We start from the raw sequence: 22338 nt of genomic DNA, 5'->3' as shown, positions 1-22338 counted from the left end.
CCTGCCCCCGTCGGGGTGGGCGGCTTCCTACGCCGCCGCCCTGAACCCGCGCAGCCGCAGCGAGTTGCCGACCACGAAGACCGACGAGAACGCCATCGCGGCGCCCGCGATCATCGGGTTGAGCAGTCCGGCCGCGGCGAGCGGCAGGGCGGCCACGTTGTAGGCGAAGGCCCAGAACAGGTTCGTACGGATGGTGCCCAGCGTCCTGCGGGAGAGGCGGATGGCGTCCGCCGCGGCCCGCAGATCCCCGCGTACCAGCGTCAGGTCGCCGGCCTCGATCGCGGCGTCCGTACCCGTACCCATCGCCAGGCCCAGATCGGCCTGGGCGAGAGCGGCCGCGTCGTTGACGCCGTCACCGACCATGGCGACCGAACGGCCCTGGGACTGGAGTTCCTTGACGACGTCGACCTTGTCCTCCGGCATGACCTCCGCGTACACCTTCTCGATCCCGACCTCGGCCGCGACCGACTCGGCCACCGCCCGGTTGTCACCGGTGAGCAGGATCGGGGTCAGCCCCAGGGCCCGCAGCCGCCGAATGGCCTCCGCACTGGTGTCCTTCACCGCGTCGGCGACTTCGAGGACCGCCCGCGCCTCGCCGTCCCAGGCGACCGCGACGGCCGTCCGGCCGGCGGCCTCCGCCGCGGCCTTGTGCCGGGCCAGCTCCACCGGCAGGTGGATCTCCCACTCGGCGAGCAGCTGCTCACGGCCGACGAGGACGGCGTGCCCCTCGACGACACCCTGCACGCCGAGCCCCGCGATGTTGGCGAAGTCCTCGGGGGCGGGCAGGGCGGCACCGGTGCGCTCGGCGGCTCCGGCAGCGACGGCCTGGGCGATGGGGTGTTCCGAGGAGTGCTCCAGGGCGCCCGCGAGCCGCAGCACATCGCGCTCGTCCGTACCGTCCGCCGTGTGCACGTCCAGCAGCGTCATCCGGCCGGTGGTGACCGTGCCGGTCTTGTCCAGGACGATCGTGTCGACGCGACGCGTGGTCTCCAGAACTTCCGGGCCCTTGATCAGGATGCCGAGCTGCGCGCCGCGTCCGGTCCCCACCATGAGGGCGGTCGGAGTGGCGAGGCCCAGCGCGCACGGGCAGGCGATGATCAGTACGGCGACGGCGGCCGTGAACGCGGCCGTCAGACCCGCCCCGTTACCCAGCCAGAACCCCAGCGTGCCGAGCGCGAGCGCGATGACCACGGGCACGAAGACCGCGGAGATCCGGTCGGCCAGTCGCTGCGCCGCCGCCTTGCCGTTCTGCGCGTCCTCGACGAGCCTCGCCATCCGCGCCAGCTGCGTGTCGGCGCCGACCCGTGTCGCCTCGACGACGAGCCGGCCGCCCGCGTTGAGCGTGGCACCGGTGACGGAGTCCCCGACCCCGACCTCGACCGGCACGGACTCGCCGGTGAGCATCGACGCGTCCACCGCCGAGGCGCCCTCGACGACCGTGCCGTCGGTGGCGACCTTCTCGCCGGGGCGGACCAGGAACCGGTCCCCGACCTGAAGTTCCGCGGTCGGGACGGTCATCTCACGGCCGCCCCGCACCACGGTGACCTCCTTGGCGCCCAGCTCCAGCAGCGCCTTGAGCGCGGCGCCCGCCTTCCGCTTGGAACGGGCCTCGAAATAGCGACCGGCCAGGATGAACGCGGTGACTCCGGCCGCCGCCTCCAGATAGATGTTCCCGGCGCCGTCGCTGCGGCCGATGGTCAGCTCGAAGGGGTGCGTCATGCCCGTCATCCCCGCCGTGCCGAAGAACAGCGCCCACAGCGACCAGAGGAACGCGGCCGACGTACCGAGCGAGATCAGCGTGTCCATCGTCGCCGCACCGTGCCGGGCATTGGTCCAGGCGGCCCGGTGGAACGGCCAGGCGGCATACGTGACGACCGGGGCCGCCAGGGTCAGCGACAGCCACTGCCAGTAGTCGAACTGGAGCGCCGGGACCATCGCCATCGCGATCACGGGGACGGCGAGCACCACGGCGGTGAGCAGCCGCTGCCGCAGCGGACGGAGCTCATCGGCTTCCGCTGCGGCTTCCGACGGTGCGCCTTCCCCGGCAGGTACCGGAGGTGCGGGCTCCTGTGCGGTGTAGCCGGTCTTCTCGACCGTGGCGATCAGGTCCTGTACGGAGATGTCCTCGCCCCGGTAGCTGACCTTGGCCTTCTCCGTGGCGTAGTTGACGGTGGCGGTGACGCCGTCCATCCGGTTCAGTTTCTTCTCGATGCGGGCCGCGCACGATGCGCAGGTCATGCCGCCGATCGCGAGCTCGACCTCTGCGGTGGCGTCGGTGCCGATGCCGGTTGCGGCGGTATGCGCGGACACGGTTTCCTCCCGGACGTGGACGGATGCGCTATACCCCTAGGGGGTATCTAATCCTGATCCATGTATACCCCCCACCCCTATGAAACGCAAGAGTGGATCCGGGATCGAGAGATGGATCATGTGCGTCCGATTACCGGATGTCGCTCCGGCCTCGCGTATCTTCGCGTTCGCACCGGGGCTTCGCCTTGGCGCGACCGGCCCGTAGGCTGGTCATTGGACTAGACCTATAGCTGCTTACTGGAGGAATGGGGTCCCATGAGCAACCGTGCAGTCCTGGAGGTGATCGCTCTCGACGCGGAGGACGCGGTCGCTGCCCAGGCGGGTGGTGCAGACCGGCTGGAGCTGGTCACCGACATGGCGTCGGACGGCCTGACCCCGTCCTGTGCGACCTTCGCGGAGATCCGTGCCGCGGTCGACATTCCGCTGCGTGTGATGCTCAGGGTGGCGGACGGATTCGCGGCCGGTGACATCGATGTTCTCGTACGCAAGGCGCGCGAGCTGCGGGCCGAGGGTGCCGATGAGTTCGTCCTCGGCTTCCTGGATGCGGCGGGCCACGCGGACCTCGTCGCCGTCGAACGGCTCGTCGCCGAGCTGGACGGCTGCCGCTGGACGTTCCACCGCGCGATCGACCGCGCCACCGACCGGGACACCCTGCGCAAACAGCTGGCAGATCTGCCGGGCCTCGACACGTACCTCACGGCGGGATCGGCGCGCGGCGTCGACGACGGCATCCCGACGCTGCTCGCCGAGGCGGCCCACAAGGGCGAGCCCGGGTACGCGCCGCAGATCCTGGTGGGAGGCGGGCTCCGGCTCGAACACCTGCCCCAGCTGCTGGCCGCGGGCATCGACGCGGTGCACATCGGGGGTGCGGCCCGCCCGAAGGGCTGGGAGGCGCCGGTGGACGCGGCGGCGGTACGGGAGTGGCGGGCGCGGCTCGACGGGTAGCCGGCTCACCGGGGTGACCGGTTACGTCCTCGATCTCCCCCAGGGACTTGAGGCCATGAGGGAGATCGAGGACGAAGCGGCCGCCGGACGACCCGGTGACCGCCGCTCAGTCCCCGAGCGCCTCCGGCAGCCCCGCCGCGTGCACCACGGTCAGCCCCGACACCGCACGGGTCAGTGCCACGTACAGCCGGCGCAGACCCGTGCGTTCGTCCGGTTCGCCGTCGACCACCGCCGCCGGCTCGTCCAGCACCACGTAGTCGTACTCCAGGCCCTTCGCCAGCGACGCCGGGACCAGCGTCAGCCGCGACTCGGCCGTCGTCTCCTCGCCCGGCGACAGATACGCGTGACCCGCCGCCGTCAGCGCCTCCGCCAGCACCGGGATCCGCGCGTCCGCCGCGATCAGCCCGATCGATCCCTCCTGCGCCAGCGACTCCTCGCAGGCCGCGAGCACCGCCGCGTCCAGTCCGGTCACGTCGGGCACCTCCCGCACCGCCAGCGAACCCGGCGACTCACGCACCGACTCCACCGCCGCAAGACCCGGTGAGATGACCGGCAGCAGCCGTGACGCGTACGCGATGACCTCCCTCGGCACACGGAAGCCCGCCGTCAGCTCCTCCACCACGGCGTCCTCCTTGCCCAGGTGGTGCAGCGCCTGCGCCCAGCTCTCCGTCGACCACGGCGTCGTCCCCTGCGCCAGGTCGCCGAGCACCGTCGCCGAACCCGTCGTGCACCGCCGCCCCACCGCCCGGTACTGCATCGGCGACAGGTCCTGCGCCTCGTCGAGGACGACATGGCCGAGCGAGTGCGTACGGGCCACCAGATCGCTCGCCTCGTCGATCAGCACCGCGTCCGCCGCCGACCACTTCGCCGACTTCACGCTGCGGGCCGGCTTCGTCCACAGGATCGTCTTCTGCTCGTCCTCGGTGAGCAGCCCGTCCGCGTGCGCGGCCAGGAAATCCGGGTCGGAGAGCAGTCGCAGCACCAGCTTCGTCGGATCGACCGCGGGCCAGATCGCCTTCACGGCCGCCTTCACCGCCGGAGTACGGGCCACCGCGTTCTGCACCCGGTCGTCGGGCGCCTCGCCGGCCTCCTCCATCCGGACGAGGACGGCGTGCGCGATCCGCTGCGGGAGCGCCTCGTGCGCCGCGCCGTACCGCATGTCGCGGGCCAGCAACTCGGTGACCATCTCCTCCAGTTCGTACGCGGGTACCCGCCATCGCCGCGAACCGCGCACCACCATCACCGGCTCCGTCGGCACCGTCACATGCGAACGGATCGCCCGCCGCAGCACCTCCGCCATCCGGGCGTCACCCTTGACGACGGCCGCCTCCGCCGCGTCCGATCCCCGCACCTCGACGTGTGCCGCCACCAGATCGTCGACGGTCGCCTGCTTCACCTCCAGCTCACCGAGGGCCGGGAGCACCTGCTCGATGTAGTGCAGGAACGACCGGTTCGGCCCGATCACCAGCGTGCCGGTGCGCGCGAGACGCTCACGGTGCGCGTACAGCAGATAGGCGACACGGTGCAGACCGACGGCGGTCTTACCCGTACCGGGGCCTCCCTGGACGCAGACCGTCCCGCCCAGCCCGCTACGGACGATCTCGTCCTGCTCCGGCTGGATCGTCGCCACGATGTCGCGCATCGGACCCACGCGCGGCCGCTCGATCTCCGCCTGGAGCAGCTTGCTGGTCTGCGCGGCCTCGGTGGGGTCGGTGAGGTGCTCGTCCTCGTACGCGGTCAGTTCGCCACCGGTGTAGCCGAAACGGCGCCGCTGCCCGACGTCCTGCGGGTCCTTCCTCGATGCCCGGTAGAACGGCTGCGAGACGGGCGCACGCCAGTCGATGACCATCGGGTCGCCGTCGGCGTCGTGGACGTGGCGGCGTCCGATGTAGAACTGTTCTCCCTCCGCGCCCTCGGCCCGATCCGCGCCGACCCGGTGCAGATAGTCGAGACGGCCGAAGAAGAGCGGGGTGTGCGACAGATCGGCGAGCGCCTTGATGCGTTCGTCGATCTGGGCCTGCAGGACGGCGGCGTTCACCCAGTTCGCGGTGACATCGCGGATGTCGAGGGCCTGGGCGTCCTCGCGCATGGCTCGCAGCGCGGCGCGGGACGCGGCGAGATGGGCGCGCTCGCGAGCCAGCGCATCGGTGGTGGTCGTGACGGCTTCGTGTTCGTGCGCGGGCACGGTGTTGCCTCCGGCTTTTCGACGCAGGACAGCGGACCGCAGCTCGCACCCGGTCACGTGCCGGGGACGATGCGGTCCGCTAGGGGATCGATCACGGGTTGCGCACGCTGGTGCGCGTGCGGCTGTCGGCCGGTTTCCGTCCGGTCGGCGGCGCTCCCCCGGCTGCCGGCGAAGAGCCGGTACCACGGTGCGGGAGGCGGGCAGACCGGCGATTGTATCGACCGCGACCGGTGGGGTCGAACGAATTGGGGCGCCGGGCCCACCCCTCCTCCACCCCCGGATCACCCCGTAGGGGACGGCATCCGACCGGAGACCCATGCGAAGCCCACCGTGATTCCGCCCGCGGGCCGATGCCTTTACGGAACGGGCGCAGGACCATGGACTACATGAGCACCGTCAGTCTGAACCCACACGGGACCGGCCCCGCGCACGGCGCGACCGCGGCCACCGGTCACCCGCCCACCCATCACGTCGGCGACGCCGTGCGCGCCGTCAAGGTCTTCGCCCGCGCCGCGTTCGACGTGGCCGTCCTCGGCGAGTACGCGGAGGAGGCCGGCGTTCTCCGCCGCGACCACCGGGAACAGCACGACCACCGAGTACGCCGCGACCACCGGGAACAGCACGACCACCGAGTACGCCGCGAACACTGAGTACCGCACGGCCCCTGAGTACGCCGCGAACGAACACTGAGTACCGCACGGCCCCTGAGTACGCGCGACTGCCGCGGTATGAGTAGCCGACCGGAGGTGGCGGGTCCCCGTCCCACGGTTGAGTGGCCGCATGGAGAACAGCCGCTACAACGCCTTCGCAGCCCCGACCGCCACCGCGCCGGCCATCGGCGCACCTCTGCCGCCTCGGGTGATGCCTCAGGCCCCGTCGCGCAGAGCACCACCGCCTGGGTCGCCCCCACGATCGCCACGGTGCTGGCCGCGTTCCTGACCTTCATCGGCGTGTTCACCCTGGGCTTTGCCGTGATGGCCACGGACAGCTGCGGCCCCGACAACTGCTCGTCGGACATCACGGTCCCGCTGGACCTCATGGGCTACGGGCTCTACGCGTCGCCGTTCGTCACGCCCGTCGCCCTGGTCGCCGCGTGGGCGCTGCCGTGGCGGCCCCGCTGGGCCACCGCCCGCCGGTGGGCGGCGGCCGTCGCGGTGCTGCCGGGCCTGACGATGGTCACCGGGCTGTTCCTGCTCCTGACCCTCGGAGGCTGACCGGGCGGGACCGCTCGGTTCAGTTCTCCGTCAGCAGTTCGTCCGCGTCCACGATCCGGTACGCGTACCCCTGCTCGGCCAGGAACCGCTGGCGGTGCGCCGCGAAGTCCTGGTCGATCGTGTCGCGGGCGACCACCGAGTAGAACCGGGCCTCGTGCCCGTCCGCCTTCGGCCGCAGCACCCGGCCGAGCCGCTGCGCCTCCTCCTGCCGCGAGCCGAACGTGCCCGACACCTGAATGGCGACGGTCGCCTCCGGCAGGTCGATCGAGAAGTTCGCGACCTTCGACACGACCAGGACGTTGAGCTCGCCCTCACGGAACGCGTCGAAGAGCTTCTCGCGCTGCGCGTTGCTCGTCTCGCCCTTGATGACCGGGGCGCCCAGATGCTCACCCAGCTCGTCGAGCTGGTCGATGTACTGCCCGATGACGAGAGTCTGCTCGCCCCGGTGCTTGCGCACCAGCGCCTCCGTCACCTTCCGCTTCGTCGCGGTCGTCGCGCAGAACCGGTACTTCTCCTCCGCCTCGGCGGTCGCGTACGCCAGCCGCTCCGAGTCCGTCAGATTGACCCGCACCTCGACACAGTCCGCGGGCGCGATGTAGCCCTGCGCCTCGATCTCCTTCCACGGCGCGTCGAACCGCTTGGGGCCGATCAGCGAGAAGACGTCCGACTCGCGCCCGTCCTCGCGCACCAGCGTCGCGGTGAGACCGAGCCGTCGACGCGCCTGCAGGTCGGCGGTGAACTTGAAGACGGGCGCGGGCAGCAGATGCACCTCGTCGTAGATCACCAGACCCCAGTCGCGGGAGTCGAACAGCTCCAGGTGCGGGTAGACGCCCTTGCGACGGGTCGTCAGCACCTGGTAGGTGGCGATGGTGACCGGCCGGATCTCCTTGCGCGTACCGCTGTACTCGCCGATCTCGTCCTCGGTCAGCGAGGTCCGCTTCACCAGCTCGTGCTTCCACTGCCGGGCCGAGACGGTGTTCGTCACCAGAATCAGCGTGGTCGCCTTGGCCTCCGCCATCGCACCGGCCCCGACCAGCGTCTTCCCCGCACCACACGGCAGTACGACCACTCCGGAGCCGCCGTGCCAGAACCCCTGGACGGCCTGCTTCTGGTACGGACGCAGTGACCAGCCGTCCTCGGCCAGCTCGATCGGGTGGGCCTCGCCGTCCACGTACCCGGCAAGGTCTTCGGCGGGCCAGCCCAGCTTCAGCAGCGTCTGCTTGATCTGCCCGCGCTCGGACGGGTGCACCGCCACGGTGTCCGGGTCGATCCGCGCCCCGACCAGCGGCTGGACCTTCTTCGACCGGAGGATCTCCTCCAGCACCGGCCGGTCGGTGGAGGTCAGCACCAACCCGTGGACGGGGTTCTTGGAGAGGGTGAGGCGGCCGTACCGGGCCATCGTCTCGGCGATGTCGACGAGCAGCGCGTGCGGCACCGGGTAGCGGGAGTACTGCACGAGGGCGTCGACGACCTGTTCGGCGTCGTGCCCGGCGGCGCGCGCGTTCCACAGTCCGAGCGGCGTCAGCCGGTAGGTGTGGATGTGCTCGGGTGCACGCTCCAGCTCCGCGAACGGGGCGATCGCACGACGGCAGGCGTCGGCCTGCTCGTGGTCGACTTCCAGGAGCAGTGTCTTGTCGCTCTGGACGATGAGGGGTCCGGTCACGCGTCTCGGCCCTTTCTTCGGGGGGTGGCCGCCCTTGCGGCCAAACGTCCAGTGTGCCGCATGCGGGGCAGGTGGTGCGTCGGTGTCGGCCGGCGGGAGGCTCGGCCATCCGTCCGCCGCGCGGGCGGGAGACGTGGCATGGTCCGTGCGTGACCGATGCCGCCGCCGGGGCCACGCCCCCGGAACGAACCGCTTCCGCGCGTCCGGACGACCGCATACCGTCCGTGCTGCGCTTCTCCACCGAAATCGTCGCCTGGGTCGCCACCCCCTGGGTGTTGGCCGGCCACTCATGGCTGCTTGCCGCCCTGTCGCTGGTGGTTCTGATCGGCCTGCCGGCCGTTCTGTCCACCCCGGGTGACAAGAACAGTGTGCTCGTCGCCGTGCCGGGCTGGGCCACGATCCTGATGGTGCTGGCCGAACTGGGCGCTGCTGTCGTCTCGTCGTGGCTGCTGTGGCCGGTGTGGGCGGCCGTTCCGGTGACGCTGCTCGCGGCGGCCGCCGTGGTCACCGAGCAGCCCCGGTGGCGGTGGCTCGTCTCGCTGGGCTAAGGAGCTCGGAGCTGTCAGGCGTCTTCGGAGCCGGCCAGTTCCGCGACGCCCGTGACCCGGTGCAGCGGGTACGTGCGGATCTCGTCCGCCGTGTGGTCGTACGCCGTCACGAAGCCGCCCTCGACCCGCACCGGAGCGATGACGCGCTGGCTGGCCGCGCCGTCCGCATTGACGTAGCCGATCCAGATCGCCGAGCCCGTCATGGCCGCCGCCTGGACGGTCGCGAGAGTCTCGGCGGAGGTCGTACGAGGCAGTGAACCGGCCGGTGCCGCGGGGGCCTCGGAGGTGTCCTTGCGGACGACGGTGGCGGCCGTGTCGCCGGCGCGGATCGCCCGTACAGCCGCGCCCAGCAGCGTTCCGTCGGGGAGCGGCGGGCCCTCGGGGACCGGCACGGGGGGTGTACGGGGAGGGGTGCGGCGGGTGCCCGCGCGGGTGATCAGGACATCGCCCTCGGCGGACTCGGCGGCGGGCGCGTACCCCATCTCGCGCAGCCCTTCGAGCAGGGACGCCGGGTCGATCTGGGCGGCCAGCGCCGTCGGGGCGAGGCGGCGCAGTCGCAGGGTGGCCGAGCGTTTGTCGGCGAGGATCTCGCCCAGCACGGCCTCGTCGTCGCAGCGGACGTACGCGGACGCGGCACCGATCCGCAGATGGCCGTGGCGGCGGGCGACGTCGTCGATGAGGTAGCTGAGCGGCTGCGGGACCGGCGTGCGGCTGTGTGCGGCGAGGAACGCGTGCAGATCGGCCGCGGACTGCCCGGCGTCCAGCGCGCGGCGTACGGAGCCGGGCGTGAACCGGTAGACGGTCGCGCCGCCCTTCGACTCGATGTCGGCGAGGACGGACAGCGTGTCCGCGAGGGGGCGCTCCAGCGGGCCCGGCGCGACGGCCGTCAGGTCGGCCTGCAGCAGGACGTGGTCGAGAGACTCCGGGATGAGCGGGGCGAGCAGCGCGGCCGCTTCGGCCGGCCCGGATTCGAGCAGGGCGCGGGACTGGGAGGAGAGTGCGCCGCGGCCGGTGATGCCGAGGAGCTCGGACTCGTTCAGTGTCCACAGGGCGATCCGGGACCGGAGGTCGGTGGTGTCCCCGGCGGAGGTGGAGGAGCCGCGCAGCGGCCGTTCCCAGCGGAGCCGGGCGAGCAGCGTCTCCGGGTCCGGTACGGTGCCGGGGTCCAGGGAGGCGAGCAGGGCCAGGATGCGGTGGCGTACCTCGGGAGCGGCCGAGCGGTCCAGTTCGGGGCCGAGCGCGGACAGGGCCCGGCCCTTGGCGTCCTGGCCGCCGACCAGACCGGCGGTCCGGGTGGCGGCGAGCCAGGCGGTCGCGAGGCGCACCCAGCGCTCCTGGGCGGGGAGTTCGGTCCAGTCGTCGTATGCGGGCGTCGGTGCGTACCGCTCGTCGGCCTCGCCGTCGGAGGCCAGCAGTCCGGCCGCGTAGGCGAGTTCGAGCCAGAACGCGGCGATCGGCTCCGACACATCGAGGACGGACGCGGTCCGCTTCAGCTCGCGGACGCTGAGGCCGCCGGCCCGGAGCATGGCGGGGCCGCCGGTGTTCCAGCTCGTCAGGAGTTCCTCGACGGTGGACACCGCCAGGTACGCCTGGCCCGCGGCCGCACTGTCCACAGCCTGGGGATCACGGGTCGCGGCCGCCGCGACGGCGGGCGGCAGCGGCTCCGGTACGCGGTGGGCGCGCCCGGCCCGCAGATGCAGCGCCGCCTCGCGCGGCAGGACGACGGTGCGCGTCGACACGGGCAGCAACAGCCCGCGGTCGCGCAGCCACTTCACGGGCGGGGTCGGGTTCGGGGTCACTTCTCCGTACGGCGGACCCCACACCAGCCGGTCCAGCACGGCGAGCGCCTCCATCGGCGCGGTGTCCAGCAACTCGCCCATCCTGGCCCGGTCGGTGAACAGCGCGGCCAGCGCGGCCACGGCCGAGACCGGGTCGTGCGTGGCGGGCAGCCCGGCCGCCGCCAGGATCTCCTGCAGCCGGCCCGGCGACATGCCGGCCGTGGCCTCGGCGACGGTCGGCCCGAGACCGGTGGGGGAGGGGTGCTGCGGGGACGGTGCGAGAAGTTCGCGCGCGGTACGGACCAGCCGCAGCCGGTCGTCCTCGCCCCAGACCAGGGCCTGTTCGCGCAGGGTCGCGAGGGCTCCGGGCGCCGCGTCCCGGATCGTCGCACCCGCGTCGTCGCGCTGCGCGCCGTCGTCCCGGCCGTCGCCCGTGAGGAGGGCGAGAAGCGTGTCGTACGAGGCCGGGTCGGGTGCGACAGCGAGCGCCTCCGCGGTCTGCAGGGCGAACCGGTCGAGGTGCTCCAGCGCGCGCACGACAGAGGCACGGGTGCCGGCTCTCGTCGCCAGCTGGGTGATGTCGTTCGGCACGGGAGACAGGAGGTCGGGACGGGCACGCAGCAGCCCGGCCAGCGACTCGTCGTCCCGGGCGCGCAGCGCTTCGGCGAGCGTCCGCGGTGGTGTGGTCATCCCCATCCGTCCCACGGTAGTCGCTCCGGACAGGCCCGAGGGCGCTACCGTCGGTGCAGGGCGGCCGGAGGGGAACCATCGCGTGGGGATCGAGAGCGACCAGCTCGTCTACGACTACCTGAGCCGGGTCGGAGACCTGGCCCAGCAGCAACAGCTGTCCTCGGGCGCCCGGATGCGGCTCGTGGCGGCACTGCGCACCGAGATCGACCGGCAGCGCGGAAGCCAAGGCACGGACACACCGGCGGCGGTGCGGCGCATCATCGGGAAGCTCGGCACACCGGACGAACTGGTGGCCGCGGCGGCGAGGTCGGGGGACGGGACCGTGATGCTGCCGGAGGGGACGAAGGACGGGAAACGGGGCGATCCGGAGCCGCGGGAAATTCCACGGCCGCGGAGAGGGGCCTTCCGGAAAGAGAGTTTGCGCAAGGGCGCGTCGGAGGGCGACCCGGGGACGGGTGGGGTGCCTGGGGCGCGTGAAACGCCTGAGGGTTCTGGGGCCTCTGCGGCTTCTGCTGCTTCGAGGGGGGACGGGCCGTTGCCGCCGCACATGGCGGGGACGGATGAGCTCGGAGCGTCCGGGAGCGAACCCGACTGGTGGCGTATCGAGCCGGGGCCGTTCGAGGACGGGGTGCGGGTGCCGGGGTTCACCGGTGGGGTGGAGATCCCGGAGCTTCTGAAACCGCCGTCGCCCGCGGAGGAACCGGAAGCGGCTGCCGAGGGCGAGGCGGAGGGGGACGGGAACGATTCCGCCGAGGACGGCGGGAGCGAGGGTGCGCGGAGGCGCCTGCGGCCGCGGATCCGACGGCGTGCGCCACGGGAGAGCGCGGGGTTCCGGTTCGCCCACCCGCTGCTGCTGCTCGCCGCCGGGTTGCTGGTCACCGGTGCGGTGACGGGATCCCTGCTGGCACTCGCGGGCGGCTGGCTGATCGCGTACAGCTCGCGCACGCTCTCCCGCACGGAGGCGAAGCTGGCCGCGATGGGGCTGCCCGGAGCGGCCGTGGCCGGCGGCCTGGTCTGGCTGTGGGGACGGATGGACGGGCGCTGGGGCGAGCCGATTCCGGAGGACGGGATGGGGGATGCGCTGACCGGGGTGTGGCCGGTGGTGGTGCGGGCGGCTGCGGTGGCCTCGGCGGTGTTCCTGGTGTGGCGGGCGGGGAAGCGGGTGGGGTAGGCGGGGGCGTTGCGTGGTGCGGGGCCCCTGGGCGGGGCGGGTCCGTTGCGTGGTGCGGGGCCCCTGGGCGGGGCGGGTCCGTTGCGTGGTGCGGTGCCCCTGGGCGGGGCGGGGGCGTTGCGTGGTGCGGTGCCCCGGTCCGGGGTGGCCGGTTCCGTCCTCAATCGCCGGACGGGCTCGAGGTGTCGGCCTGGGCCCTGGTGGCATGGTCGCCTGCTCCGGTGGGTGGTGGTCCGGGGCCTCTCCGGGGTGTCTCCTCGGGCGACGGACGTTCGGCGGGTACGCGGGGGAGCTCGGGTCTTTGTCCGTCGCCCTGCGGGGACTCCCCTGCACGGCCCCGGACCGGCCGTCGTGCGTCAGCGGCAATGCGTTCCACCGGGTCGCGGACGCGGGTGATGCCCGGGTGGGGCCGTGCAGGGGGGTCCCCGCAGGGGCCGGCGTACGTGCCGGGTTCGTCCGCGTTGCGGGCTTCCGCGCCAGTCCTGAGGAGACGCCCCGGAGGGGCCCCGCCCACCCCCCCACCGCACAGGGGCGGCGGCCCCCCGGGACACGGCGCCGAAAATCCAGCCCGTCCGGCGATCGAGGACGGAACCGGTCACCCCAGGCCGGGGTGGGACCACGGGGCCCCCGGTACCACCAGCGGCGAACCCGTCACCGGGTCCGGGACGATCACTGCCTCCAGGCCGAAGACCTGGCGTACGAGGTCTGCCGTGACGATGTCCTCGGGGCGGCCCTCGGCGACGATCCGGCCCGCCTTCATCGCGACCAGGTGGTCCGCGTACCGCGCGGCCTGGTTCAGGTCGTGGAGCACGGTGACGACGGTGCGGCCCCGGGTGCCGTCCGCCGCCGGGGCGGCGAGCTGCCGCACCAGGTCGAGAACCTCCACCTGGTGCGCGATGTCGAGGTACGTCGTCGGCTCGTCGAGCAGCAGCAGATCCGTCTCCTGGGCCAGCGCCATCGCGATCCAGACCCGCTGTCGCTGACCGCCGGAGAGTTCGTCCACCGACCGGTCGCCGAGTGCCGTGATGTCCGTGCGCTCCATCGCGTCGGTCACCGCCCGCTCGTCCTCGTCCGACCACTGCTGCCACCAGTGCTGGTGCGGCTGGCGGCCACGGGCGACGAGGTCGGACACGGTGATCGCCTCGGGCGCGACCGGAGTCTGCGGCAGCAGCCCGATGGACTGTGCGATCTTCCGCGTGGGGATCCTCGACAGTTCGGTGCCGTCCAGGAGCACGGCCCCGCCGCGCGGCTTGAGGAGTCGGCCGAGCGCCCGCAGGGTGGTCGACTTGCCGCAGGCGTTCGGGCCGACGATGACGGTGACCCGGCCGTCGGGAATGGCGAGGTCCAGCTCCTGGACGACGGTGCGGTCCTCGTACGCGAGGGTCAGTTCCCGCGTCGCGAGCCGGCTGGTCGTGGTCGTCGCGGTGTCGGACGTACGGGTCGAGCTCATGCAGTGCCTCCACTACGGCCGCGACCGCCACCGTGACCGCGGATGATCAGCCAGATCAGATACGGGGCGCCGACCGCCGCCGTCAGCACGCCCACCGGCAACTCGGTGGGCGAGAAGAGCTTGCGCGCCAGCAGGTCGGCGAAGACGACGATCACCGCGCCGAGCAGCGCCGAGCAGAGCAGGGGGATCTGCGCGGTCCGCGTCATGCGGCGGGCGATCTGCGGGGCGAGGAGTGCCACGAAGTCGACGGGACCGGCCGTTCCGGTCGCCACGGACGCCAGGATCACGCCGATGGCGACGAGCCCCAGCCGTACGCGTCCCAGACGTACTCCGAGGGCCGTCGCGGTGTCGTCGTCCATCGAGACGGTGCGCTGGGCGCGGGCGGCCCACAGGACGGCCGGCAGCAGGATCAGCAGCGTCCAGCCGATCGGCGCGGCCTCGGACCAGCCGCGGCCGTTGAGCGAGCCGGTCATCCAGATCTGCGCCTGCTGCGCGACCAGGTAGTCGCCCTTCGTCAGGAACAGTGTGGTGACCGACCGCAGCGCGATGGCGAAGCCGATGCCGATGAGGACGAAGCGGGTGGCGTGCAGCCCGCCCCGCCAGGCGAAGACGTACACGAGGGCCGCCGCGGCCACCCCGCCGATGACGGACAGGTACGGCAGCACGGTGTACGAGGTGACGCCGAAGGTCATCGCGCCGACCGTGAGCGCGCCCGCCCCCTGGCTGATGCCGATGATGTCGGGACTGGCCAGCGGATTGCGGGCCACTGTCTGGATCAGCGCACCGGCGATCCCGAAGGCCGCGCCGACGAGCAGCCCGACGACCATGCGCGGCAGCCGCAGCGTGCCGACGACCAGTTCGTCCGGGGACGGCTGCCCCAGGATCACCTTCATGACCTCGCCGGGGGCGACGAAGCTCTCGCCGACGCAGAGGTACGCGACACAGACGGCGGCCAGCGAGGCGACGAGCGCGGCGGCGACGACGGCCGCCCGCCGGTGCAGCAGGAACCGGCCCCGCGCCCCGATCCGTACGACGTGGTACCCGGCGGGCCGCACCCGGACCGTGGTGTCGCTCATGCGGGCACCGCCTTCCGGCGCACCAGCGTGACCAGGAAGGGAACCCCGATCAGTGCCGTCATCACACCCGCCGGGACCTCGCTCGGCGGGAAGACGATGCGGCCGATGACATCGGAGACGAGCAGCATGACGGGCCCGATCAGAGCGGCCATCGGCAGCACCCAGCGGTGGTCGCTGCCGACGATCGCGCGGGCGATGTGGGGGACGGCGAGTCCGATGAACGCGATCGGGCCGGCCGCCGCGACGCCGACGCCGGTCAGCACGGTGGCCCCGGCGCCGCCGACGATCCGTACCGTCGCGACCTTCTGTCCGAGCCCCTTCGCCACGTCCTCGCCGAGGGCCAGCGCATCGAGCCCGCGGGCCACGGACAGCACGAGCACGGTTCCGACCAGCATGAACGGCCAGATCTGCTGAGCCACGTCGGCCTCGCGCCCGGCGATCGAGCCGACCTGCCAGAAGCGGAACTCGTCCAGCGCGGACGCCTTGGTCGTCAGCACCGCCATCGTCACCGACACCAGCAGCGCGTTGATCGCGGCGCCGCCGAGGGCGAGTTTCACGGGGGTGGCGCCCCCGCGCCCGCTGGACGCGATGGCGTACACGGCGACGGAGGCGATCGCGGCACCCGCGAACGCGAACCACACGTACCCCGTCAGGGTGTGGATCCCGACGTACGCGATGGCCAGCACCACGCCCACCGAGGCGCCCTGGCTGATGCCGAGGATCCCGGGGTCGGCGATGGGGTTACGGGTGATGCCCTGGAGCACCGTGCCCGCGAGGGCCAGTGCCGCGCCGACCATCAGCCCGATCAGGGTGCGTGGCACCCGCATGTTCCGGATGACCTCGGCGGCGTCGGAGTGCCCGCCGTGCAGCAGGGCGTCGATCACCTGGGACGGGGGTATGGAGCGTGCCCCCACGGCAAGGCTGAGAAGTACCGCCACCAGCAGCGCCGCGACGGCCGCCGCCGTCGCGAGTGCGCGTCTGGAGCGGCGTGGTGCGGCGGCTGACATCGGACCCAATCGGAAGCGAAGCAAACTTAGGCTTGGCTAAGTCTAAGCATCGCCGTTCCGGTGCCCGAGGGCCGTACCGGGACCGCCGCTTCGCCCGGCCCCGCGACAATGGATGCCATGTCTGCACATCCACTGACGGTCGGCTTCGACCTCGATATGACGCTCATCGACTCCCGGCCCGGTATCAAGGCCGCCTACCTGGCGCTTTCCGCCGAAACAGGGACGCCGATCGACGCGGATCTGGTGGTGAGCAGGCTCGGGCCGCCGGTCGACGACGAATTGCGGAACTGGTTTCCGGCCGATGCGGTGGCCGCTACCGCCGACCGCTACCGGGAGATCTACCCCACATATGCCATCGTCCCGAGCCTTGCGCTGCCGGGTGCCCGGGAGTCGGTCGCGGCGATCCGTGAGCGGGGCGGCCGGGCCATAGTCGTCACCGCCAAGCACCGGCCGAACGCGGAACTGCACCTGGCGCACCTCGGGATCGAGCCCGATGCGGTGATCGGCGGCCTGTGGGCGGAGGCCAAGGGGGAGGCGCTGCGCGAGCACGGGGCGCACGTGTACGTGGGCGACCACATCGGGGACGTACGGGGCGCCCGCACGGCCGGCGCGCTGTCGGTCGCGGTCACCACGGGCCCGTGCGACGCGGAGGAGCTGCGGGCGGCGGGAGCGGATGTCGTCCTGTCCACACTCACGGACTTCCCGTCCTGGCTGGACGCGTACGCGGCGTAGCCGAGGTCTCGGGCCGACCTCCTGGGTACGAGCCCAGGGCAGCTCGGCAGCGACCGTCTTGTCCGTGATGCGCACCGACTTGAGCATGCGCAGCAGGTTTCCGCGATGGACACCGCTGCAGATCCACTTGCAGGATCTCCGCGCAGTCGTGCCGGCATGCTGCCTATTCCTTACGCCGGGCACCGCTGATGTGGTCGTTGATCTGTCGGAGTCGCTGCCAGGCAGTGGGGTCGGCGCCGTCGCCGAGCGCGTAGTGCAGGGCGGTTCGGGCGGCCGGGCCGAGCCGGACGGGTGTGGTGTCGGCGAGGGCTCTGCGGGCGTGGTCGAGTCCGAGGTCGGCGACGGCGTCGGGGCCCAGGGTGAAGCCGATAGGTGTCGGGGGCGGCTCGTAGTGGGCCGGGGTGGTCAGATCTGCGCGTGCGGTACGTAGTTGGCTGATCATCGTGGCGAGGTTGTGTCCAGTGGTCAGGGACTCGGCCAGCTCGGGCAAGACGTCCACCGGAGTGCTCCGGTCTGCGCCGCAGCCGATGGCCAGAGTGATGTGCTCCTCGATGCCGAGGTGAGTACGGGCCGTGCGCACGGTGGCGATCGCCGGGCGGTCGGGGGCGCCGACGGCGACGATCCAGGTGGGCAGGGACTTCTGGGCGCGGGTGCGGGTCAGGTCGGTCAACTGCCGCTTCGACCAGGGGACGTTGACGGGTTCCGCAGTGGCCCAGCCGACGGGCGGGGCTCCGGTGAGCGTGCGCCAGGCCTGTTCCAAGGCGCCGCCCAGGACGAGCCGCTCGTCGGCCGGGTGGACCGTACGGATGGAGAGCAGCAGCTGCCGTTCGCCTTCGGTGCCGGGTCGCGGCCGGAAGGCATCCGCGATCCGGGGGCCGTCGCCGGTGACAGGGGTGAAGCGACCGCCGTGCCAGTGCAGCACGGCCCCGGAAAGTCCGTCGTAGTAGCCGCACTCGGGGTCGCGCACGACCCAGCGGGAGGGCATCCCGTCCAGCAGCGTGCGGGCGGGCAGCGTGAGCCGGGTGCCGGGCGGGGTGACGAGGTGCAGCTCACGCCCGGTGCGGGCCGTGTTGCGCACCACGTCGGTCAGCAAGGTCGTGACAGCGACGACGGGGCGGCCCTGGATGACGACGGCGGCCTGCTCGGTGAGCATGTCGACGCCCATGGGAGCCGCATCTCCTACGGCGTCTGCGAGATCGGCCACGACGTCGGTGTGACCGGCTTCACGCGGCCAGACGGTGCCCCCGAGGACGGCCGTCAGGCGCCCGGCGACGGACCCGGCCAGCCGTCCGGCCTCTTCCACAGCCGTGGTCGCCCGCGCCTCGGTCCACCACACGGGCGACTCCGCATCCACGCTCGGTCCGAGCAACCGGTGCACCTCGCCCGGGACTTGGAGGTACCGGGGCGCTTCGACCGACACCAATGCCTGCCCGGAGGCGGTGCACAGCTGGACGACGGCCCCATCGCCTGCCCGGTTCACCCGCAAATCGGAACCACCGGCGTGGAGCCCGGCCAGCAGTGTCTTGGTATCCGGCATCTGCGGGGTCAGGGCGATGGCGTCCTGAGTCATGTGCTGCTCCTGAACCGGCGGCTCGGTAGGTCCAAGGACGCTTCTGTCATCCGCGGCACGGGACGGAAGTCGTCTTCTCGGCAGTCAGAGGTGGTCGGTGAGGTCGAGGCCCATGCCGTTGTCGTCCGCGTCCGGGGTGGAGACGCCGAAGCCGACAGTATGACCGAAGTGCGTCGGCTCACCCGGTTCGGGTTCCACGCCGAAGGCGGAGGTGATTTCGCGCAGAGCGTCCGCAAGCCGTGGCGCGTTTCGGTTGTGGACCTCGGGGTGTGGACGACCGGAGAGATCGAACCAGCTCCAGATGTCGTGGTAGACGGCCGGTTCAGCCCAGGCGCCGATGGAGCCGGGGGCTACCGACACTTCGACCAGCCGTGATTCCTTGCGGAATGTGCCCTGTGATCCGTGCCGCGGCACGGAAGCTGCCGACCCTCCGGTCATCAGAGTCTGTTGGTCAGGTCGGGCCCCAGGCCGTCTTCGTACGCATCCGGCGTCGCAAGACCTTCAGATGTGGCTGTTCCGAAATACGTCGGTTCGCCGGGCTCGGGAGACATGCCGAGCAGAGCGCCGAGTTCCTTCAGAGCTGCCGCAAGCCGCGGAGCATTGTTCCGGCAGACCTCGGGGTGCGGGTGTCCCGCGAAGTCGTACCATCCCCAGATGTCGTGGTGCACTGACAGTTCGGCCGAGAGGCCGGTAGGGGCGGTGGAGAGGGACAGATTGACCAGCTGCGGCTCTTTTCGGGGTTGCCCGGCTGCATCAATCCACGTTCCCGAGCCGATGACACTGATGCGGCTGATCCCGGCGGTGGGAAACGTGACGGGTCGGCTACCTCGCACCCGATCCGGAAGGCTCGGGTCTCCCAATGGTTTGGCGAGCTCAAGACTGCTTGTGATGCCGGTCGTTCCGACGCCCGGTACGCTCCAGCCGTACTTCAACTCGGTTGGAGTGAGGAGTTCATGACGGACAAGCACTTCACTCATCTGCGCTGCAGTCGAGAGTGCCGACTCCAGGCCTGGAGGAGCAACCTCGTAGAGATCCCAGAACCAGGAACCGCATTCCCGCGGCGCACGCATCAATGTCGACATGGATTTCCTTACGGGAATGTGGGCCCATTTGGTGGGACGGTTATGGAACCATCAGTGAAGCGCAGGAGGAATGTCGCTCCGGCGTCCCTCGCTTGAAATTCTGCCTCGCGAAACATCCTGGGCGTGAGTTCCCCCATCGACTGGTGGATGTCGAGCACGGCCACTCGATGGGTGATGCCGTCGTGGGCCAGTTGCGTTGCAGCCTTCTGCGCTGCGCTGTTGATGCCCTTGATGGTGTTGACATCCTTGAGCTGGTATCCGTAGTCGATGGAACTGTCGGGGTTCCGTGTGTAGACGTCGAGATCGAAGGTGTCCGTATCGAGCTCGACCCCCACCCGGCGCATGCCGTGCTCCTGCAGGTCGGTAGCGAGCCTCATGGCCATGTATGCGGCCGGAACCATGCCCTTCGGGTCCCCCTTGGAGGGCCCCTTCTTACACATGTCGAGCAGCTTGTCGTAGCCCTCCACGTTCCTCAGATGCCCGCGCGAGATCATCTCGGCGACACCGGCTCCGTACGGGTCCTTGCGCAGGGCGCGAAGCACTGACTGCTGATCGCGCGGGTCCATCCTGGCGCGGTTCAGTTCTGCCACGACTCCGGCTTCCTGTTCCGGCTCGATTCGGCCCGTATGGGCCTGCGCGAGGTCGTTGACGTCCTTGGTGTACTTGGCCGGGTCGATGCCGGGAGGACCGCCCGAAGCGTCGCCATGCACCGGATGCGTCTCGGGCGGCACGGTTGGGTCACCATGGCCGCTGACATCGCCATGCGCAGGGTTCGTCCGGTGCTGACCGGGAGGATCGTGGGGAGATGGGCCCGAGGGAGGGTCAGCGGGACCGCGCCCATGGCCGGGCGCGTCGGGGAGGGCACCGGTCTCTGCGGCCCCTTGGCCGTGACGGCCTGCTCCCGGTGCACCTTCATCAGTTGCTCGGATGGTGGAACCCGCGCCACCGGGTGCAGCGCTTCCCGCCCCGCGATGTGTTCCACCGTCTCCACCAATGGGTCCACCGCCTGAGTTCTCGTGGTTGGACCTGGGCGCGTGTCCTCCCACGCCGACCGGCTCGCGCTCCCTCTGCGGTCCGCCGACGCCCCGTTCGGCTGCGGCGGGTTCGCGCTTGACCGGGTCGACGTTCGGTTTGCCGTCCGGGTCGAGCGGAACGAAGTTGCCGTCCTTGTCGACCCGATACCGGTCGTTCAGGTCGAAGGCACCATCGGGGAACTTCGTCTTCGGTAGCTGGAGGTGGTCGCTGACGTTGGCCAGGACCTGGGAAACCTTCGGTAAGTCCGACAGGGCCTTGGCGGCCTTGAAGGCGCCGCCCAGGGGGTCGAGGGCGTCGCCGATCTTGGCCATGGTGCCGGCCGCCTTCGCGAGAGTACCGCCCTTGCCGAGCTTCGAGGCGGCGGCCAGAGGACCGGCGCCGAGGGTGAGCAGGTTGAAGGACACCACGGCATGGGCGCGGGCGGGGTCCTCCGCACCCATGTCGTAGGCGATGAACTGCTTGCCGAACTCCTTGGCGTACGCCTTGCTGTCGCGCTGCCAGCCGGTCAGATGCTCGTCCTGCCCGAACAGGTCCATGCCGTAGGCGTAGCCACCGACAGCAGTGCGCCTCAGCCCGTCCCAGGCCTGGTCGCGCTCTTGCTCCCCGTGGAAGCCGGCCAAGGTGCCCAGGCCGTCGATACCGCCCCAGATGCTGTCCTTGGCGATGCCGTCCCATGCCCAGCTCTTGGCCCCGTGCCCCCACCACTCCAGGCTCCATCGCTCGTAGGTACGTCCCTCGGGGCTGCCCCACGGCAGGTCCTTCACGTCGTTGAGCGCGTCGGCGTCCTGGCCGTACATGCCGGGCCCGTGGGTGCCGTCGTCCACCACCCACTGAGGGCGACACACACCCGGACTGATCGCGTTGATCTTGTTGGCGGCGCTGCGCTCGGCCTCCTGGAAACCCTCGCGTGCCGCCGCCACACCGTCCATCAACGCCTGATGCGCATCGACCTTGCCCTTGTCCTGGTTCCAGTTGTCATCACCCCGGACGCTGTCGACAAAGGTGAACGCGTCCAGCTTCAGCTGCCCCAGCCGGTCCGCGTGGGGCTTCGCCTCGAAGATGAACGTGTCCAGGACATCGGCCAGCGCCTCGATGTCCCCGGCGAACTCCTCCGCCGTGTCCATCACCGGCTGCGTGGAGGAGAACAGCTTGTCGGCCTCGGGAGCCTTGTAATAGGCAGCTGTCGCCTGGAAGCGGGAGTGGACGTCCTTCCCCCCGGTCCGGATGCCCGCGGCATGTGTCCGCAAGCTGGACGCAGCCTTCTCCAGCTGACCGAAATCACCGGTGTACTGCGGTATCCCACCCGGTTCGATCACCCCGGCTGCTCCCCGCCCTTGTGGCCGGCCCGCTGCCCGACCGCCCTGATCTCAGCGGGGGTCGGAGCCTTGGCCGCGTCACGCTGGGCCTGGGCGGCCATGGCCAGGTCCCCCTCGATGTACTCGGTGGTGGCCTCGACCGTGCCGTCCATCGACTTCTTGGTCCGCGCCGCCATGAACCGGATCCGCTGCTGGGTGTCAGCGACGAAGTTCGCCACCGCGGCTCCCACCGGCCCCGCCGGGGCCTCACCGCAGTACGGCCCGCTGATCGTCCCCGCGTGCAGCGCGGCGTCCTCCACGCTCGCGCCGTAACCCCTGACACCCTTGCTCAAGTCCTCGGCCGCCAGCCCCACCAACGACAGAACGGACTCCACCCCACTCGGCCTGATGTCCCACCCCGTCACACCAACCCCCTGCATCCCCCGGCTGATACGTCTCGTCAACTGCGTCCGGCAACGCGCATGCCACTGACAACAGGATCTTCATCTGTATCAAGATGCCCGTCGCAGTGGCAATGCACTTCAAGCCAAACATGTGTTGCGGTAAGCGCGCAGCGTGGTCGCCGA

At 71.2% G+C, this 22338-nt stretch carries 17 protein-coding genes and 1 pseudogene; 6 read left to right on the top strand and 12 right to left on the bottom strand.

The annotated features are described in order from the left end of the window. Nucleotides 1-27: 27 nt before the first annotated feature. Nucleotides 28-2310: a heavy metal translocating P-type ATPase gene (locus ACFU6I_RS01345; RefSeq protein WP_384360126.1), complete on the bottom strand. Its 2283-nt coding sequence runs from the start codon at nt 2308-2310 to the stop codon at nt 28-30. A gap of 255 nt (nt 2311-2565) precedes the next feature. Here ACFU6I_RS01345 and ACFU6I_RS01340 point away from each other — a divergent pair, with 255 nt between their 5' ends. Continuing rightward, complete coding sequence (locus ACFU6I_RS01340) at nt 2566-3255, top strand: copper homeostasis protein CutC (RefSeq protein ID WP_384360124.1); 690 nt, start codon at nt 2566-2568, stop codon at nt 3253-3255. A 106-nt stretch (nt 3256-3361) separates the two neighbouring features. Here ACFU6I_RS01340 and ACFU6I_RS01335 read toward each other — a convergent pair whose 3' ends face one another. Next, complete coding sequence (locus tag ACFU6I_RS01335) at nt 3362-5440, bottom strand: HelD family protein (protein ID WP_384360122.1); 2079 nt, start codon at nt 5438-5440, stop codon at nt 3362-3364. Between the two features lie 386 nt (nt 5441-5826). Here ACFU6I_RS01335 and ACFU6I_RS01330 point away from each other — a divergent pair. Then, nucleotides 5827-6009 (top strand): annotated as a pseudogene (locus ACFU6I_RS01330) (hypothetical protein); the annotation flags it as partial. A 351-nt stretch (nt 6010-6360) separates the two neighbouring features. Continuing rightward, the gene (locus ACFU6I_RS01325) at nt 6361-6654 is read left to right on the top strand and encodes a hypothetical protein (protein ID WP_384360120.1); all 294 of its coding nucleotides are present in this window, start codon (nt 6361-6363) and stop codon (nt 6652-6654) included. 19 nt (nt 6655-6673) lie between these two features. On the opposite strand, the gene ACFU6I_RS01320 is transcribed toward ACFU6I_RS01325, so the two are convergent. Then, entirely contained in the window at nt 6674-8317 is a 1644-nt protein-coding gene (locus tag ACFU6I_RS01320) for a DNA repair helicase XPB (protein ID WP_384360118.1), read from the bottom strand. Nucleotides 8318-8466: 149 nt separating this feature from the next. Here ACFU6I_RS01320 and ACFU6I_RS01315 point away from each other — a divergent pair, with 149 nt between their 5' ends. Next, complete coding sequence (locus tag ACFU6I_RS01315) at nt 8467-8865, top strand: hypothetical protein (RefSeq protein WP_384360116.1); 399 nt, start codon at nt 8467-8469, stop codon at nt 8863-8865. A gap of 14 nt (nt 8866-8879) precedes the next feature. Here ACFU6I_RS01315 and ACFU6I_RS01310 read toward each other — a convergent pair whose 3' ends face one another. Beyond that, nucleotides 8880-11339, bottom strand: a complete 2460-nt coding sequence (locus ACFU6I_RS01310) for a helicase C-terminal domain-containing protein (RefSeq protein WP_384360114.1) — start codon at nt 11337-11339, stop codon at nt 8880-8882. A gap of 76 nt (nt 11340-11415) precedes the next feature. Between ACFU6I_RS01310 and ACFU6I_RS01305 the strand changes: the two genes are divergently transcribed. Further along, a complete protein-coding gene (locus ACFU6I_RS01305) occupies nt 11416-12504 on the top strand; it encodes a hypothetical protein (RefSeq protein WP_384360112.1) in 1089 nt (362 codons plus the stop codon). A gap of 595 nt (nt 12505-13099) precedes the next feature. Here the strand turns inward: ACFU6I_RS01305 and ACFU6I_RS01300 are convergent. The 3 genes from ACFU6I_RS01300 to ACFU6I_RS01290 are packed head-to-tail and all read right to left on the bottom strand — an operon-like array spanning nt 13100 to nt 16037. Continuing rightward, nucleotides 13100-13954, bottom strand: coding sequence for an ABC transporter ATP-binding protein (locus ACFU6I_RS01300; protein WP_384360110.1), 855 nt, complete (start codon nt 13952-13954; stop codon nt 13100-13102). Then, a complete protein-coding gene (locus tag ACFU6I_RS01295; protein ID WP_384360108.1) occupies nt 13951-15030 on the bottom strand; it encodes a FecCD family ABC transporter permease in 1080 nt (359 codons plus the stop codon). Before ACFU6I_RS01295 ends, ACFU6I_RS01300 begins: the two co-directional genes overlap by 4 nt. Next, entirely contained in the window at nt 15027-16037 is a 1011-nt protein-coding gene (locus ACFU6I_RS01290; RefSeq protein WP_345512240.1) for an iron ABC transporter permease, read from the bottom strand. Before ACFU6I_RS01290 ends, ACFU6I_RS01295 begins: the two co-directional genes overlap by 4 nt. Nucleotides 16038-16154: 117 nt before the next feature. Here ACFU6I_RS01290 and ACFU6I_RS01285 point away from each other — a divergent pair, with 117 nt between their 5' ends. Next, nucleotides 16155-16769 carry an HAD family hydrolase gene (locus ACFU6I_RS01285; protein ID WP_384360106.1) on the top strand — a complete coding sequence of 205 codons (615 nt, stop codon included), beginning with the start codon at nt 16155-16157 and terminating at the stop codon, nt 16767-16769. Between the two features lie 163 nt (nt 16770-16932). Here ACFU6I_RS01285 and ACFU6I_RS01280 read toward each other — a convergent pair whose 3' ends face one another. From ACFU6I_RS01280 to ACFU6I_RS01260, 5 genes are all read right to left on the bottom strand, one after another. Next, nucleotides 16933-18339 (bottom strand): DUF6177 family protein, encoded by a 1407-nt coding sequence (locus ACFU6I_RS01280; protein ID WP_384360104.1) that lies wholly within the window; start codon nt 18337-18339, stop codon nt 16933-16935. Nucleotides 18340-18423: 84 nt separating this feature from the next. Then, nucleotides 18424-18699, bottom strand: coding sequence for a hypothetical protein (locus ACFU6I_RS01275; RefSeq protein ID WP_384360102.1), 276 nt, complete (start codon nt 18697-18699; stop codon nt 18424-18426). A 77-nt stretch (nt 18700-18776) separates the two neighbouring features. Further along, a complete protein-coding gene (locus ACFU6I_RS01270) occupies nt 18777-19421 on the bottom strand; it encodes a hypothetical protein (RefSeq protein WP_384360100.1) in 645 nt (214 codons plus the stop codon). An 8-nt stretch (nt 19422-19429) separates the two neighbouring features. Then, the gene (locus tag ACFU6I_RS01265) at nt 19430-21772 is read right to left on the bottom strand and encodes a hypothetical protein (protein WP_384360098.1); all 2343 of its coding nucleotides are present in this window, start codon (nt 21770-21772) and stop codon (nt 19430-19432) included. Further along, complete coding sequence (locus ACFU6I_RS01260) at nt 21769-22191, bottom strand: DUF6507 family protein (protein WP_384360096.1); 423 nt, start codon at nt 22189-22191, stop codon at nt 21769-21771. Before ACFU6I_RS01260 ends, ACFU6I_RS01265 begins: the two co-directional genes overlap by 4 nt. Nucleotides 22192-22338: the final 147 nt, after the last annotated feature.

This window comes from Streptomyces sp. NPDC057486 (assembly GCF_042802415.1).
Classification (GTDB): Bacteria; Actinomycetota; Actinomycetes; order Streptomycetales; family Streptomycetaceae; genus Streptomyces; species Streptomyces yanii.
Note: the sequence above shows the minus strand (reverse complement) of the source record. Positions and strands in the feature narration are given on the sequence as shown.